18 protein-coding genes are annotated in these 15501 nt (G+C 73.5%); 15 read left to right on the top strand and 3 right to left on the bottom strand.

Going from position 1 to position 15501, the window contains the following annotated elements; genetic code table 11:
* Window positions 1-34 precede the first annotated feature (34 nt).
* From IE294_RS33475 to pspAB, 5 genes are all read left to right on the top strand, one after another.
* Window positions 35-994 (top strand): GlxA family transcriptional regulator, encoded by a 960-nt coding sequence (locus tag IE294_RS33475; RefSeq protein ID WP_189892457.1) that lies wholly within the window; start codon window positions 35-37, stop codon window positions 992-994.
* A 99-nt stretch (window positions 995-1093) separates the two neighbouring features.
* Entirely contained in the window at window positions 1094-1348 is a 255-nt protein-coding gene (locus IE294_RS33470) for an SCO2583/SCO2584 N-terminal domain-containing protein (protein WP_189892386.1), read from the top strand.
* A 47-nt stretch (window positions 1349-1395) separates the two neighbouring features.
* The gene (locus IE294_RS33465; protein ID WP_189892384.1) at window positions 1396-2772 is read left to right on the top strand and encodes a hypothetical protein; all 1377 of its coding nucleotides are present in this window, start codon (window positions 1396-1398) and stop codon (window positions 2770-2772) included.
* Between the two features lie 129 nt (window positions 2773-2901).
* Window positions 2902-3822 (top strand): zinc metalloprotease HtpX, encoded by a 921-nt coding sequence (htpX, locus tag IE294_RS33460; RefSeq protein WP_189892382.1) that lies wholly within the window; start codon window positions 2902-2904, stop codon window positions 3820-3822.
* Between the two features lie 3 nt (window positions 3823-3825).
* Window positions 3826-4410 (top strand): PspA-associated protein PspAB, encoded by a 585-nt coding sequence (gene pspAB / locus IE294_RS33455; RefSeq protein ID WP_189892380.1) that lies wholly within the window; start codon window positions 3826-3828, stop codon window positions 4408-4410.
* A gap of 19 nt (window positions 4411-4429) precedes the next feature.
* On the opposite strand, the gene IE294_RS33450 is transcribed toward pspAB, so the two are convergent.
* The gene (locus tag IE294_RS33450) at window positions 4430-4705 is read right to left on the bottom strand and encodes a hypothetical protein (RefSeq protein ID WP_189892379.1); all 276 of its coding nucleotides are present in this window, start codon (window positions 4703-4705) and stop codon (window positions 4430-4432) included.
* A gap of 107 nt (window positions 4706-4812) precedes the next feature.
* Between IE294_RS33450 and IE294_RS33445 the strand changes: the two genes are divergently transcribed.
* The 3 genes from IE294_RS33445 (at window position 4813) to IE294_RS33440 (ending at window position 6864) form a co-directional block, all read left to right on the top strand.
* Window positions 4813-5310, top strand: a complete 498-nt coding sequence (locus IE294_RS33445) for an alpha/beta hydrolase (RefSeq protein WP_373315884.1) — start codon at window positions 4813-4815, stop codon at window positions 5308-5310.
* Window positions 5271-5561, top strand: coding sequence for a hypothetical protein (locus tag IE294_RS49845; protein ID WP_373315883.1), 291 nt, complete (start codon window positions 5271-5273; stop codon window positions 5559-5561). Before IE294_RS33445 ends, IE294_RS49845 begins: the two co-directional genes overlap by 40 nt.
* A gap of 121 nt (window positions 5562-5682) precedes the next feature.
* A complete protein-coding gene (locus IE294_RS33440) occupies window positions 5683-6864 on the top strand; it encodes a winged helix DNA-binding domain-containing protein (RefSeq protein ID WP_189892377.1) in 1182 nt (393 codons plus the stop codon).
* A 53-nt stretch (window positions 6865-6917) separates the two neighbouring features.
* Here IE294_RS33440 and IE294_RS33435 read toward each other — a convergent pair whose 3' ends face one another.
* Complete coding sequence (locus tag IE294_RS33435) at window positions 6918-7232, bottom strand: hypothetical protein (protein WP_189892375.1); 315 nt, start codon at window positions 7230-7232, stop codon at window positions 6918-6920.
* A gap of 161 nt (window positions 7233-7393) precedes the next feature.
* On the opposite strand from IE294_RS33435, the gene IE294_RS33430 reads away from it, so the two are divergent.
* Both IE294_RS33430 and IE294_RS33425 read left to right on the top strand, forming a co-directional pair.
* Window positions 7394-7765 (top strand): arsenate reductase family protein, encoded by a 372-nt coding sequence (locus tag IE294_RS33430; RefSeq protein WP_058080287.1) that lies wholly within the window; start codon window positions 7394-7396, stop codon window positions 7763-7765.
* Window positions 7766-7884: 119 nt separating this feature from the next.
* The gene (locus IE294_RS33425) at window positions 7885-8550 is read left to right on the top strand and encodes an SCO2207 family protein (protein WP_189892373.1); all 666 of its coding nucleotides are present in this window, start codon (window positions 7885-7887) and stop codon (window positions 8548-8550) included.
* 3 nt (window positions 8551-8553) lie between these two features.
* On the opposite strand, the gene IE294_RS33420 is transcribed toward IE294_RS33425, so the two are convergent.
* Entirely contained in the window at window positions 8554-9408 is an 855-nt protein-coding gene (locus IE294_RS33420; protein ID WP_189892371.1) for an alpha/beta fold hydrolase, read from the bottom strand.
* Window positions 9409-9476: 68 nt separating this feature from the next.
* On the opposite strand from IE294_RS33420, the gene IE294_RS33415 reads away from it, so the two are divergent.
* From IE294_RS33415 to IE294_RS33395, 5 genes are all read left to right on the top strand, one after another.
* Entirely contained in the window at window positions 9477-9941 is a 465-nt protein-coding gene (locus IE294_RS33415) for a MarR family transcriptional regulator (protein ID WP_229917540.1), read from the top strand.
* A 198-nt stretch (window positions 9942-10139) separates the two neighbouring features.
* Window positions 10140-11171: a glutamine synthetase gene (gene glnII, locus IE294_RS33410; protein ID WP_189892368.1), complete on the top strand. Its 1032-nt coding sequence runs from the start codon at window positions 10140-10142 to the stop codon at window positions 11169-11171.
* Between the two features lie 493 nt (window positions 11172-11664).
* A complete protein-coding gene (locus IE294_RS33405; protein ID WP_189892366.1) occupies window positions 11665-12240 on the top strand; it encodes a winged helix-turn-helix domain-containing protein in 576 nt (191 codons plus the stop codon).
* Between the two features lie 464 nt (window positions 12241-12704).
* Window positions 12705-13721 (top strand): NAD-dependent epimerase/dehydratase family protein, encoded by a 1017-nt coding sequence (locus tag IE294_RS33400; protein ID WP_189892364.1) that lies wholly within the window; start codon window positions 12705-12707, stop codon window positions 13719-13721.
* Window positions 13722-13901: 180 nt separating this feature from the next.
* Entirely contained in the window at window positions 13902-15446 is a 1545-nt protein-coding gene (locus IE294_RS33395) for a DUF1996 domain-containing protein (RefSeq protein ID WP_189892362.1), read from the top strand.
* Window positions 15447-15501 lie beyond the last annotated feature (55 nt).

Here is a 15501-nt window from a genome sequence, read left to right as displayed (position 1 = left end):
GGGCGTGGGCGGGAGCCGGCGGTTCATCGTGATCATGCTGTTCGACGGCGTCGACCTGCTGGACGTCACCGGCCCGCCGGAGGTGTTCGCGCTGGTCCGGCGGGAGACCGGCGGGGATACCGGTTACGAGGTGGTCCTGGCCGCCGCGGCCATGGAGCCCGTCACGACCGCCGCCGGGGTGCGGGTGCTGCCCGACCTCACCTTCGCGGAGGTGTCCGGGCGTGCCATCGACACGCTGCTGGTGCCGGGCTCGGTCGAGGTCGACGAGGAGCGGCGGGTGCGGGCCCTGGCCGATCCCGCCGTCGTCGCCCAGGTGCGGACGCTCGCCGCCCGCAGCCGGCGCGTGGCGTCCGTCTGCGTGGGCGCCCACCTGCTCGCCGCCGCCGGTCTGCTGGACGGCAGGCGCGCCACCACCCACTGGTCGACCGCCCGGCAGCTCACCGCCGAGCATCCCGCCGTCCGGGTCGACGCCGACCCGATCTTCATCCGGGACGGTGGGGTGTGGACCGGCGCGGGCATCACCGCCTGCCTGGACCTGTCCCTCGCGCTGGTCGCCGAGGACTTCGGGGAGGCCGTCGCCCTGCGGGTCGCCCGGCAGCTGGTCATGTACCTGAAGCGGCCGGGCGGGCAGAGCCAGTTCAGCGTGCCCGTCGAGCCCGTCTCCAGCACCCCGCGCATGGCCGGTCTGCGCCACTTCGTCGCCGAGCACCTCACCGGGCCGCTGACCATCGCCGACCTCGCCCGGCACGCCCACGTCAGCGAACGCCAGCTCGCCCGGATCTTCACGGCGGAGCTCGGCATGACCCCGGCCGCCTACATCGAGGCGGCCCGCGTCGAGGCGGCACGGAACCGGCTCGAAACCACGGACGACACCCTGGACCGCGTCGCCACCGCGTGCGGCTTCGGTACGGCCGACACGCTGATCCGGGCGTTCCGCCGCAAGCTCGACACGACGCCCACGGAGTACCGGAGCCGTTTCCGCCGCTCCGGCTGACCGGCTTCCGCCGCCGTGCAACCTTTCCCGCTTCTCAGACTTCCTATTGTCGGGAGATCATCCCTCCGGATCGTGTCGGACGAGAGAGGTTGAACGGGGATGCCGGAACAGAACGACTGGGAGCGCGAGTTCGATCACACCTGGGCGAACTCCGCCGAGCACAAGGAGCCCTCCGCCCGGGCCCGGATGCTCGCCGCCCGCTGGAAGGAGAACCCGCCGAACCCGGCGCCCTTCCGCGCCGACCCGGACCCGGCGCCACGCCGGTCCTCCTGGGTCTCGACGGCCGTGGTCCTCGGCTGCGTGGCGGTGGTCATCGTGCTGCTGGGGTACGCCCAGATGCGCTCGCCGTACTAGGAGCCGAGCCGGAAGCAGCGAGCGGACGACACGGGCAGGAGACGTTCATGCGGGCAGGCGTCGCGGCGGCACTCCGCCTCGCCGAGGGCGTGGCGCTGGCGGACGCGCTCGACACCGGCGACCCCGCGGCCTGGCTGGAGTTGGACGAGGGTGTGCGGGTGGCCGGGCGGAGCGGGCCGTCGGCCGTCGGCCGGGAGCGGTCGGCCGGCGAGCACGCCCTGCTCACCGCCCTGGCCGCCGACGATCCGCTGAGCGACGCCCGGCTCGCCGTCGCCCTGTGTCACCGTGACGGCAGGGTCCGGCACCGTGCGCTGGGCCGGGTGGCCGGCCGTCCGGCGCTGCTCCCCCTCGTGGTCGTGCGGTGCACCGACTGGGCGGAGCCGGTGCGGGCACGGGCCCGTGACCGGCTCGCCGAGGCGCTGGACGCCGTGACGGCCGCACCGCTCGCCCCGCTGATCCGGCGCCTGGGCGACCGTCACCGCGGTGACTTCGCCCTGGGCCTGCTCGGCGACGTCCTGCGGCGGGCGCCCCGGGAGCGGCTGGCCCCGCTGCTCGCGTCCGGCGACCGTGCGGTACGCCGGTTCGCGTACGGCCTCGCCGTCGAGGAGGGCTTCCTCTCCCCCGCCGAACTGGCCCGCGCCGCCGCCCGCGACGACGACACCGTCGTACAGACGCTGTGCGCGGACGCGGCGCTCACCGCCATCACGCACGACACCGCGGCGGAGGTGCTGGACGCTCTGCTCGGCGCCCGCAGCCCACGGGCCCGGTCGGCCGGCGTGACCGCGCTGCGGCGGCTGGGCCGGCCGGACCGGGCGCTGGACTTCCTCGCGGACCGGTCGGCGCTGGTGCGGGCCTGCGCCCGCTACGTCCTGCGGCAGCACGGGACCGATCCGCTGTCCTGGTACCGGGCGCGCTGCGCCGAGGCCGCCGACCCGGTACTGCCGCCCGGTGCCGCGATCGGGCTCGCGGAGTGCGGGACGCGCGCGGACGCCGCCCTGCTGTGGCCGCTGTCGGATCATCCGGCACCGGGGGTGCGGGCACGGGCCGTGGCCGGGCTGCGGACGCTGGACGTGACGGACGTACGGCGGATGTGGCGGATGCTCGACGACCCGGCACCCGGCGTGGTGCGCGAGGCGACGCTCGCTCTCCTGCCGTCGGCCGCCGGGCTGCCGGGGCAGGAACTGGTGCGGCGGCTGGACCCGGCACGCCCCCGCTGGGTGCGGGTGTCGGCGTGGCGGCTGCTGCACGCGCACGGCGAGGTCGTACGCCTGCGGGCGGCCGTGGCGCTGCTCGGCGGTCCCGACGAGCGACTGCGGACGCGGGCGGCAGCGGTGGTGCGGCGCGCACTGCGGTGGGGAGCAGGGAGCCGGGCGGAACCGGAGGTCGCCCTGCTGCTGGCCCGGGGTCGTGCCCTGCTGGGCTGACCGAAGGCACCGCACCGGTGACACACAGGGACATTTTGCTGCTCCTGGGGACGTTCCGGACCACTTCATGGCCATCCACAGGTGCACACTGGACAGCGGGACGAGTGCCTGACTGCGGGGTGATGCAAGATGCGGAGCCGGTTCCGGAGCGATCGGCGGCTGACCGTGCGTATGGGTCTGACGCTGTTCCTGCTCGGGCTTCTGTACGTGGGCTTCGTCGCCGCACTGATCGTGCTGCTGAAGTCCTGGGTGCTGGTCGCCGTCCTGATCGGGGCGCTGTTCGTGGCGCAGTTCTGGTTCTCCGACCGGATCGCGATGTTCGCCATGCGCGGGCGGGTCGTGGAGCGGGAGGAGTATCCCGAGCTGCACGCCGTGGTCGACCGGCTGTGCGCGATCGCGGACCTGCCCAAGCCGGCGGTCGCCGTGTCCGCGATGGACATGCCGAACGCGTTCGCGACCGGGCGCAGCCCCGAGCACGCGGTCGTCTGCGTGACCACCGGGCTGCTGCGCCGGCTGGAGCCGGCCGAGCTGGAGGGCGTGCTCGCGCACGAGCTGTCGCACGTGCGGCACAAGGACGTCGCCGTGATCACGGTCGCGTCGTTCCTCGGGGTGCTCGCGGGCCTGGTCGTGCGGTTCGCCCTCTACTCCCAGGTCTTCGGCTCGGGCCGCCGGGACCAGAACACGGCCGCGGTCTTCGCCGCGGTCCTGGGCGTCTCGGCGGCCGTGTACGCGATCAGCTTCCTGCTGATCCGGTCGCTGTCCCGGTACCGGGAGCTGGCGGCCGACCGCGCCGCGGCGCACCTGACCGGCCAGCCGTCGGCACTGGCGGCGGCGCTCACCAAGGTCTCCGGGGAGATCGCCCGGATCCCGACCAAGGACCTGCGCACGGCCCAGGCGTTCAACGCGTTCTACTTCACCCCGGCGACCGGCCGGGAACCCGGCATCGAGCGGTTCTTCTCCACGCACCCGACCCTGGAGCAGCGGCTGGAGCAGCTGGGCCGGATCTCGGCGGAGCTGGGCGAGGCCGCCACCCCGGGGAAGGCGGGCTGACCGGTGGGGCTGCTGGACATCCTGCTGGGCCGTACCAAACCGGTCGCGCCCGATCTCGACCAGCTCTTCGCGCTGCCGTCGGCGGCCGTGACGCTGGAGGTGGCAGCGGGTTTCACGCCGACCGGGGTCGGGGCGGTGTGCTTCGCCACGGTGGAGGGCGCGGCCTTCGAGCAGATGCACCGTGAGGTGCAGGCGCTGCTGGACGCGGACACCGACCGGACCGGCCCGCCGGTGGAGCTGCGCCGGGACGGCTACGGCTACTCCTGGCTGGTGTCCCGACGCTCCCCCGACCAGCTGCCCGAACTGGTCAACGATCTGCACGCCGTGAACAGTTCGCTGGAGGTCAACGGCTTCGGCCCGCAGTTGCTGTGCTCGCTGGCCGGGTTCACGGACGGCACCGGCCGGAAGCTGGCGCTCGTCTACCTCTACAAGCGCGGCACGTTCTACCCGTTCGCCCCGCTGCCCGGCGCCGCCGAGCGGCGGGACACCGCGCTGGAGCTCCAGCTCAGGGCCACGCTCGGCGACGACCTGCGGATCGAGCAGGACCTCGGCCGCTGGTTCCCGGTGTGGGGCGCCCCCGGCCTGTGACGGCCGGCGACGCCCCCGCTCACTTCCCGCTCTTCTCCCGCCCCTGCCGCCGGGCCTCGAAGGGCCGCTCACGGCGGTAGCGGCGCTCCCACTCGGCCTGCCGGTCCCGGCGGTCCCGGTACGCCCGGTAGCTGTCGGGCGGGGTGCCGGTGCCGGCCGGCGGGGTGGTGCCGGGCGAGCCACGGCCGTGCGTCGCGTACAGATACAGCAGGGCGACGGCGGCGAGCCACCAGAGGTGGTTTCCGGTTCCGAGGATCACCAGGACGACGGTCCCGGTCGCGAGAATGCCACGCATGACGGACCTCCTGGGGTGTCGGGGGATACGCGCGGGTTCGCCCAGCGTAGCGATGCCATGACGGTCCGTGCACCGCGTTTTTTCTGGGCGCGTGCGGCCGTGAGTGAATGGCCCGCATGGATGAACTCACCGATTTCAACCACCCGTACGACGGTGAACGGCTCAGCGGGGTGAGCGCCGGGCGGCCCGGCCGTACCACGGCACTCCTGTTGCACGGCGCGGGCAACGGCAGCAAGCAACGGCTGCTGCCCCTCCTGGCCGACTTCGCCGCCCACGGCTGCCGCGCCCTGGCGTTCGACTTCTCCGGCCACGGCGAAAGCACGGGGGCGCTCGCGGAGTTGAGCCTGCGGCGGCGGTACGAGCAGGCGGTGGCGGTGCTCGACGCGCACGTCCCGGAGGACGACCCGCTGATCCTGGTCGGCTTCAGCGATGGGGGTCCCCCCGCGCGAGCGAAGCCGAGCGTGGGGGAGGGCAGACGGTGGCGGACCTGGTACGGCACTACGGGCGCCGGGTGGCGGCGGTGGGCCTGTGCGCGCCCGCCGTCTACACGCCCGAGGCCTGGGACGTGCCGTTCGGCACCGGCGAGGGCCGCTTCTCGGAGCTGATCCGCACGCCCGAGAGCTGGCGCGACTCCCCCGCCCTGGAGGCGCTGCGCTCGTACGAGGGCCGGGCGGTGCTCGCGGTCCCCGGCACGGACACGATCATCCCCCCGGCGGTGACCCGAGCCGTCCAGGACGCGCTCTCGACCCGCGCCCAGTGCACCCGCTTCGACCTTCCCGACGCCGACCACATGCTGGGCCTGTGGCTCCACGACCACCCCGAGGACCGCCGGGAGTTCGTGAAGACCCTGCTGTAGCCCGGCCCGCGGGGCCGCGGGCCGGTGTCGGCGCGCGGCTCCACCGCCTCGCCCCGCGCGCAGTGTCAGTGGCACCGGCGACCATGGCGACAACACATCGCGAGCCGAAGGGGAGGCCGGTATGGCGGAGGGACGGCGGTACGTCGACGTGGTGGAGCGGCGGGCCCGGCTGGCCGTGCGGCACCGGCTGGCCGGGGCGGCACGGGCGGTGACGCCCGAGGAGGTCGCGGCCTCCCTGGTCGCCCTGCACGGCTCGGACCCGGCGACCGTGCACCTGCCGGTGGCCGCCCGGCTGACCGACCCCGCGCAGGCGGTACCGGAGACGGAACGGGCGCTGTACGAGGACCGCACGCTGGTGCGGATGCACGGCATGCGGCACACGGTGTTCGTGTTCCCGGCGGACCTGACGGCCGTCGTCCACGCCTCGACGGGCCGCACGGTGGCCGCCCGTGAGCGTGCGAGCCTGCTGCGGGACATGGCGCTGGCCGGCGCCCCGGGCGCGGCGTGGCTGGCGGAGGTCGAGGAGGCCACGCTCGCCGCGCTGGCCCGGCGCGGCCAGGCGACGGCGGCGGAACTGGCGGCGGACGAGCCCCGCCTGCGCGAGCGGTTCGTCCACGCGGCCGGGAAGAGCTACGAGGGCGTCCACACGGTCTCGACCCGCCTGCTGCGCGTGCTCGGCGTGGAGGGCAAGGCGGTCCGGGGCCGCCCGCTCGGCTCCTGGACGTCGAGCCAGTTCCGCTGGGCGCCGGCGCCGCCCCACCCCGAGCTGGACGTGGCCGGGGCCCAGGCGACCCTGCTGCGCCACTGGCTGCGGGCGTGCGGCCCGGCGACCGAGGCGGACCTGAAGTGGTGGACGGGCTGGACGCTCCGCGAGGTCCGCCGCGCGCTGGCGGCGATCGGTGCCGAGGAGGTCCTGCTGGACGAGGGCACGGGATACGTCGGTGCCGGGGACGCGGAGCCGGTGACGGGCCCCGGCGCGCCCTGGGCGGCGGCGCTGCCCGCCCTGGATCCCACGGCCATGGCCTGGCAGCGGCGCGACTGGTATCTGGACCCGGCGCTGCGCCCCCTGCTCTTCGACCGCAGCGGCAACGTGGGTCCGACCGTGTGGTGGAACGGCCGCGTAGTGGGCGGCTGGGCCCAGCGCGCGGACGGCGGGATCGTCTGGCGGATCCCCGGGGAGGGCGTCCGCCGGGAGGCCGCGGCCGAGGTCACGGCGGAGGCGGAGCGCCTGCGCGACCGGCTGGGCGCGACCCGGATCACCCCGCGCTTCCGGACCCCGCTGGAGCGGGAACTGACGGCGTGACGGTGCCGGGTGCCCCACGCCGGTGACGCGGGGTACCCGGCACCACGGCCGGCTCAGCGCGAGTAACGCATCAGGGCCCGCACCATGTGGCACGTGGTGTCGGACGGCGGGCGCATCCCGATCCGCTCCGCCGTGCCGCGGATCGTCTCGTTGCGGGCCTGGTCCGGCAGATACACCCCGGAGTCGAGCAGGGCTATGGCCAGGCGCATGGCCTTCAGGCGCCGGTTGTGCGTGACGTACCACTCGCGCGGCCGTCCGGCCGGCAGCGGTCGCTTCGCCACGGGCTCGTAGGGCGAGTCGAACAGCGCGGAACGCTTGGCGGTGGACTGGGTCGGCGACGGCTTCGGCTTCAGGGCGGCAGCGGGCACAGGCATCCTCCTGTCGCGGTCAGGGCACACGCCGGGGTCCGGCGCACCCTCGAACACTGCTTCTATTCTACGGGCCACCACTGACAAAATCCCCTGGCCACAAGGGCTTTCGGGGCTCCAGTGACGGGGGTGCCGAACGGGTTTCGCGTACCGTGTGCGGCATGGAGATCTGGATCAATCCGGCCTGTTCCAAGTGCCGCAGCGCGATCAGCCTGCTCGACGCCGAGGGGGCCGAGTACACCGTCCGCCGTTACCTGGAGGACGTGCCGAGCGCCGACGAGATCAGGGCCGTACTCGACCGGCTGCACCTCGAACCGTGGGACATCACCCGCACCCAGGAGCCGGTCGCCAAGGAGCTGGGGCTCAAGGAGTGGCCGCGGGACGAGAGCGCGCGGGACCGCTGGATCACCGCGCTCAGCGAGCACCCCAAGCTGATCCAGCGCCCGATCATCACCGCGGACGACGGTACGGCGCTGGTGGCCCGCAGCGAGGAGGCCGTACGGGAGGCCCTCTCCCACAGCGGCAACGGCTGAGAGCGGATCAACTCCGGGGTGACACAGGTCACTTCACCGGCTCCCGCAACCGCTGAGCAGCCTCGTTCGGTATCTCGTACATAGCGGCGTACGCTCCCCTACCTCTTCAGGAGGCGCGCATGTCGCGCAGGAGAACTCCCGGTACGAAGAAGAAGCTCGCGCTGCTCGTGAGCGCCGCGGCGGTGGCGGGCGGCGGGGCGTTCGCCCTGGCGTCCACCTCCGACGCCGCGCAGAGCCCGCAGGACGCCAGGACGCTGTCCGCCGGGGACTCGACCGTCTGCCAGGGGCTGGCCACGGCCCTCGGCAACAACGAGAGGTTCATCGCGGACCAGAAGGCGGAACCGGACGCGCAGTCGGCGGCCCGGATCGCCAACCGGCAGGCGGTCATCGAACAGATCAAGGTCCAGCAGAAGGCGTCCGGTTGCACCGTCGGGGAGCCGGCTCAGGGCTCCCAGGCGGCGCAGGGCGGCGACACCGGGCAGGGCGGCGGTCAGCAGGCGGGGGGCGCCCAGCAAGGAGGCGACCAGCAGGCCGCCGGCCGGCAGGTGTGCAAGGGATCCACTGTGACGCTCTCCGGCGAGGGCGGCGCCCCGGCCGCGTCCAGCGGCCAGTTCCCGGCGGGGACGACCCTGAAGATCACCAACCTGGACAACGACAAGTCCACCACGGTGAAGGTGACGTCCGTCTCCGGCAGTTGCGTCCTGCTCAACAACGCCGCCTTCGAACAGGTCCGGGAACCGGGCAAGTTCCTCATCCGGCGCGCGGTGATCGAGAAGGTGGGGTGAGGCTCAGGGAGCCGACAGGAATCCGGTGAGGTGGCGGATCAGGTCCGGTGGTGCCGTCTGCGGCAGCGCGTGGTGGGAGACGTCCGGCAGTACGGCCGTCTCCGCGTGCGGCAGCAGCGCACCGGCCCGCGCCACCACCTCGTGAGGGTCATGGGCCCTGCTGTTCGCGGCCACGAGCAGCAGGACCGGCACCCGCAGGGCACGCAGCGCGTCCGGCGCCGGCCGGGGCCTGGTCACCGGCTTCGCCGCCGGGAAGCCGGCGGCGGCCTCCTGGAGCGCCAGCCAGTCGGGGTCGAGCGCCGCTCCCCCGGTCTCCCACTCCAGGAAGGCGCGGACCCGGCGGGGTGCGGGCCGCAGCAGCATCGGCAGCGCGTGCAGCAGGTACGCCGTCTTGAACCCGGCGAAGCACAGGGTCGGGTCCAGGAGGAACAGACGGCGCACCCGGGCGGGCGCGCGCAGCGCGTGGTGCAGGGCGATCCAGCCGCCGTAGGAGTGGCCGCCGAGGTCGGTCACACCGACACCGAGGCCGTCCAGGACGGCGTCCAGCCAGTCGGCCAGGTCGGCGACCGTGCGGGGGCGGCGGTCGCCGGCCCGGCTCAGCCCGGGTGCGCCGGGCAGGTCCACGGCGTGCACCCGGCGGATCCGGGCGAGCCCGGCGGCCTGCGCGTACCAGGAGGCGGAGGTCGCTCCGCCGCCGCCCGGCAGCAGGAGCAGCGGCGGCGCGTCCCGCGGGCCGCAGACGTTGACGTGGGCCTCGCCGAAGGGTGTGGCGACCGTCAGCGCCTCACGGTCGGCGGGCCACTTCGCCATCACCTTGTCGTACGCAACCCGGTACGCCTCCCGGTCGTGTCCGGCCATGGCGCCGCCCCCTATCATCTCGCCCAGCAAGATATTCGTCGAGCGAGATGATAGCCGGGAGGCTGCCCGTGTCCACCCCGTCCGGCCCCGCCCCGGGGCCCGAACTGGAGATCGTCCACCTGCTGCGCGCCACCACCGTGGAACTCGGCCTGCACAGCGGCCGGTTCGCCCAGCGGAACGGCATGCACCCCACCGACGTGCGCGCCCTGATCGCGCTCATGGACGCGCGGCGCGCGGGCGAGGAGATGAGCGCCGGGCGGCTCGGCGGCGTGCTCGGGCTCAATTCGGCGGGTACGACCGCGCTCGTCGACCGGCTGGAGGGGGCCGGGCTGGTGCGCCGGGTGCGCGGCGAGCGGGACCGGCGCAGGGTCGTGATCGAGGTGGAGGACCGTGCGGTGGAGCTCGGCCAGGCCTTCTTCGGGCCGCTGATCGAGCGGTCGGTGGAGCTGCTGCGCGGCTGTGACGACCACCAGCTCGCGGCGATCAGGGACTTCCTCACCGGCGTACGGGAGGCCGCCGCCGGCGGGCGGTGAGCGGCCCGTACCTCACCCGGCGCGGCCTCACCGGGTGAGCCCGGACACAGAACGACCAGGTAACACGGGGTTCACAGACGAGCAATGGACGGGAAACGGCCTGTTGGCAGGCTGCCCGGCAGATCGAGCGGCGCACCGGTGCCGCAGCGCCGCAGCACCCGCGAGTGCACCCGACCCACCCCCGAAGGATGTGGCCCCGTGGCCTTCAAGGCTGAGTACATCTGGATCGACGGCACCGAGCCGACGGCCAAGCTGCGTTCCAAGACGAAGATCATCACGGGTGCCCCGGCCGGTCTCGACGCGCTGCCGATCTGGGGCTTCGACGGCTCCTCCACCAACCAGGCCGAGGGCCACTCCTCGGACTGCGTGCTCAAGCCGGTCTTCACCTGCCCGGACCCGGTCCGCGGCGGCGACGACATCCTGGTGCTGTGCGAGGTGCTCGACACCGACATGCAGCCGCACCCGTCCAACACCCGCGCCGCGCTGGCCGAGGTCGCCGAGCGGTTCGCCGCGCAGGAGCCGGTCTTCGGCATCGAGCAGGAGTACACCTTCTTCGACGGCTCCCGCCCGCTGGGCTTCCCCGAGGGCGGCTTCCCGGCCCCGCAGGGGGGCTACTACTGCGGTGTCGGCGCCGACGAGATCTTCGGCCGGGAGATCGTCGAGGCCCACCTGGAGAACTGCCTGAAGGCCGGTCTCGGCATCTCCGGCATCAACGCCGAGGTCATGCCGGGCCAGTGGGAGTTCCAGGTCGGCCCGCTCGCCCCGCTGGAGGTCTCCGACCAGCTGTGGGTGGCCCGCTGGCTGCTGTACCGCACCGCCGAGGACTTCGGCGTCTCCGCGACCCTGGACCCGAAGCCGGTCAAGGGCGACTGGAACGGCGCGGGCGCGCACACCAACTTCTCCACCAAGGCCATGCGCGAGGGCTACGACGCCATCGTCACCGCGTGCGAGTCGCTCGGCGAGGGCTCGAAGCCGCTCGACCACGTGAAGAGCTACGGCGCCGGCATCGACGAGCGGTTGACGGGCCTGCACGAGACCGCCCCCTGGGACAAGTTCTCCTACGGCGTCTCCGACCGCGGTGCCTCGGTCCGCATCCCGTGGCAGGTCGAGAAGGACGGCAAGGGCTACATCGAGGACCGCCGCCCGAACGCCAACGTCGACCCGTACGTGGTGACCCGCCTGCTGGTGGACACCTGCTGCACCGCGCTGGAGAAGGCCGGCCAGGTCTGATCCGTACCGCCGCGTCCGAGGGGCGTCCGCCATGACGGCGGGCGCCCCTCGCGCGCGTCACGCCCCGCCCCCACCCCGCCACTGTCCGGGGAATGAGACGACAATCCGGCCACCGGCGGGCGGCGGCAGGCCGCTGACCAGGGCGGAAATCCGGAATTCGGGGTGAACGCAACGTCAACTTCACGCCAAGGAAGCGTCCAAGCAGTGAGAGGAGGCTCCTGCCCGGCGCACGCCTCTGCTTCAATGGGCGCATGGACGGCTTCCAGCAGATCACCGCGACGGGTCGCCACGACCTTGAGCCGTTCTGGCCTTCCCGTCAGCACCACGACTTCGACCGTGTGTGTCGCCCCGCGAGGAACGCGCGGGCCCTCTAAAGCCGTACACCCCGGCCTTCGGCCAGCGCGGAACGACGTACGTCCTCCGGCGCGCCCGACCACGAATCGCGGCCGCCGCACCTTCCGACGAACTCCTCGCGCGAAAGAGCTGACCTCTCATGGCGACCTCCCGTTCCCTCTCCACCGCCACCCTGACCGCCCCCGCCGCGAACGGCACCCGGCACCGGCTGCGGGCCGTCGACCGGGACGAGGTGGTGGACGTCGCGGACTTCCTGCCGCCCGGCGCCACCTGGCTGCCCGCGCCGCAGCACGCCCTGCCCACCCTGCCGGGCCAGCCGCCGATGGTCGGCTACCTGGTGCTGGTCCCGGCCGACCAGCGGCCCCCGTTCCTGCCGGTCGCGGTCCCGGACCAGCAGGAGACCGAGCCGGACCCCGGCACCGAACCGCCGGTGCGGATCGACCCCGTGCGGCGCACCGCCAGCGTCGACGGCCGTGAACTCGACCTGACCTACCTGGAGTTCGAGCTGCTGGCGCACCTGGTGGCGCACCCGCACCGGGTGCACACCCGCGACCAGCTGGTCACCACGGTGTGGGGCTACGGCCACGTCGGCGACGGCCGCACCGTCGACGTCCACATCGCCCGGCTGCGCCGCAAGCTGGGCGCCGAGCACCGCCAGGCGATCCAGACGGTACGCCGGGTCGGCTACAAGTACACCCCACCGACCAACCGCTGACGATTCCGCCCCTGGCCGGGCCGCCGGCTCCATGACCTGGGCTCCACCGGGTCCGGTGCAGCGGTGCGGCCACCCGGGTGAGGGTCCCCCTCCCGCCGGGCCACCGACGCCCGCGGGCCTGGGCTCCGCCGGGACCGGTGCGCCCACCCGGGTACCACCCGAGCCTGACGGTCCCCCTCCCGCTGGGCCGCCAGCTCCCACGGGCCCGGGCTCCGCCGACCGCACGGCCCCGACGGAGCCCCCGCACAGCCGCCGGGACCGGTGCGGCCACCCGGGTACCACCCGAGCCGGTGCCGCCGAAGCCGCGCACGGCCGGGGCGGGGACGTCGGCGGTGCCGGGCCCGGTGGCCGTGGGGCACCGGTGAAGGCCGGGTGCCAGGGGCCCGGCAGCCGCGTCCCGCCGGACGTTCTGCCGTCGGCAGAGCCCCGCGTCGCCACGGCCCCGGACCGGGCACGATCCCGGCATGAGACTTCTCGTGCTGGGCGGAACGGAGTTCGTGGGACGGGCCGTGGTGGAAGCCGCGCTCGGACGCGGCTGGGAGGTGACCGTCTTCCACCGGGGACGGCACCGACCCCCGGCCGGGGTGCGGTCGTTGCACGGCGACCGCACCGCGCCCGACGGCCTCGCCGCCCTCGCGGCGGACGGCGAGGACTGGGACGCCGTGGTGGACACCTGGTCGGCCGCCCCGCGTGCCGTGCACGAGGCGGCCCGGCTGCTGCGCGGCCGGGCCGGGCGGTACGCGTACGTCTCCAGCCGGTCGGTGTACGCCTGGCCCTGTCCGCACGGCGGCGCGGAGGACGCCCCGCTGGTCGAGGGCGCCGCCGCGGACGCCGGGGCGACGGGCTACGCGCGGGACAAGCGCGGCGGGGAACTGGCCGCCGTCGGGGCCTTCGGCGCGGCCGACTCGCTGCTGGTCCGGGCCGGGCTGATCCTCGGCCCGTACGAGAACGTCGGCCGGCTGCCCTGGTGGCTGACCCGGATCGCCCGCGGCGGCCCGGTCCTGGCCCCCGGCCCGCGCGAACTGCCCGTGCAGTACGTCGACGTGCGCGACCTCGCCGAATGGCTGCTCGGCGCGCTGGAGCGGGGGCTGTCCGGGCCGTACAACCTGGTGAGCCCGCCCGGCCACACCACCATGGGCGAGCTGCTCCAGGCGTGCCTGCGGGTCACCGGCGCGGACGCGGAGCTGCGCTGGACCGGCCCGGAGCCGATCCTGAAGGCCGGGATCGAGCCGTGGACCGAGCTGCCGGTGTGGGTGCCGCCGGGCGGCGAGATGTACGACGCCGTGCACGGCGCGGACGTCTCGCGGGCGGTGGCTACGGGGCTGGTGTGCCGGCCGGTGGGCGAGACCGTCGCGGACACCTGGCGGTGGCTGACACAGATCGGCGGCAGCGCGCCCCAGCGCCCGGACCGGACCTGCAAGGGCCTGGACCCGGAGGTGGAGGCGAAGCTGCTGGCACGGACCGGGAGCGATCCGGCATGACCGCCGATGTCCGTGAACTTCCCTTGTGCGCACGGCGGTTGGGGCCGCTGTCGCACCGTGGTTCCGTGAGGAATTCGTGAGACCGCTGAACACCTCCGGGGCGGCGTCCGTATGGATGGGCGCCGCTTCACTCCTGTCGGGCGCCTCGATGCTGCCCCGCAAGGAAGTCAGAGGAGTTCCATGGGACGCAACACACGAAAACGCCGTACGCCGCTGGCCACCAAGGCCATAGCCGCATCGGCGGCCCTAGCGCTCGGTGGGGGCGGGCTGATCTGGGCGAACTTCTATGCCTCGGCTCACGAGTCGGACAACCAGTCGTGGGGAGGCAACCAGACGAAGGCCGCGACGGCGCAGGTCTCGACGATCTCCTGCCCGGACGTGGGCCAGAAGCTCACCAACGTGCCGGCGCAGGCCCGTACCGAGGTCGCCGGGGAACTGGCCAACCTCGACCGCCAGATCACCGACGCCTACCAGCGTCTGGCGACCACGCGGGACGCGCAGGCCAGGGACGCGAGCTTCGTGCAGAACTCCATCCTCCAGCCGCTCCAGGACCGGCGGAAGGTGATCCTCGACCGGATCAAGCTGGAGATCACCCGCGTCGGCGGCACCGCTCCCGGCAGCCTGGACACCCTGGCCACCTGCACGGCGCAGAACGCCAACCAGCCCACCGCCGGCGGCCAGCAGCAAGGCGGCCAACAGCAGGGCGGTCAGCAGCAGAACGGCGGTCAGCAGCAGGGCGGTCAGCAGCAAGGTCAGAACGGCCAGCAGGGTCAGAACGGCCAGCAGGGCAACATCGGCGGGCAGGCCGGCAACGGTCCGGTCGCGGCCGACTTCGTGGACATCACCAAGGTCCAGGCGAACGTCAAGGCCAAGCCGCGCGCCGGCCGCAACGCCTCGACCGGCACCTTCACCACGCGCTGCGGTGTGAACGCCAACAAGAACCACAACACCGACAACGTGATCGTGGCGCCCGGTGTGGCCAACGGCGCGCACCACCTGCACGACTACGTCGGCAACCAGAAGGTCAACGCCTTCTCCAGCAACCAGACGTTCCTCCAGGCCGCCACGAGCTGCCAGAACCAGAGCGACCTGTCGTCGTACTACTGGCCGGTCGTCCGCGTCCAGGACGGCACCCGGGACTTCGACCAGAACGCCGACGGCGGTGGCAAGGAAGGCAACGTCGGCCGCATCCTGACCCCGGTGCAGGCGCAGATCAAGTACGTGGGCAGCCCGCGGAGCAAGGTCGTGGCGATGCCGCAGTTCCTGCGGATCATCACCGGTGACGCCAAGACCACCACCAACGGCCTGGCCAACGCCAACGCGCACTGGAGCTGCACCGGCTTCGAGAACAAGGTCCAGCTGACCACGCAGTACCCGATCTGCCCGCGGGGCAGCAAGGTGGTGCGCACGTTCGCCTTCCAGAGCTGCTGGGACGGCCAGAACGTCGACAGCGCCAACCACCGCACGCACGTCGCGTTCGCCGACGCGGGCGGCAACTGCCAGAACGGCTTCAAGGCGATCCCGCAGCTGACGATGCGCCTCGTGTACGACATCACGCCGCCGACCGTCCAGAACGGCCAGGTGAAGAACGCCTACGCGGTGGACGGGTTCCCGGAGCAGCTGCACAAGGCGGCCACGGACCACGACGACTTCATCAGCGTCACGAAGAACGGTCTGGCCAACAAGATCGCCAACTGCGTGAACCGCGGTCAGAACTGCTCGTGATCCCGTAACGGGCGCAGGACAGAAGGCCGGTGACGATCCCCCCTCCCGTCACCGG

This window comes from Streptomyces canarius, from assembly GCF_014650735.1.
GTDB classification, from domain to species: Bacteria; Actinomycetota; Actinomycetes; order Streptomycetales; family Streptomycetaceae; genus Streptomyces; species Streptomyces olivaceoviridis.
This window is presented reverse-complemented; position numbering and strand designations above follow the sequence as displayed.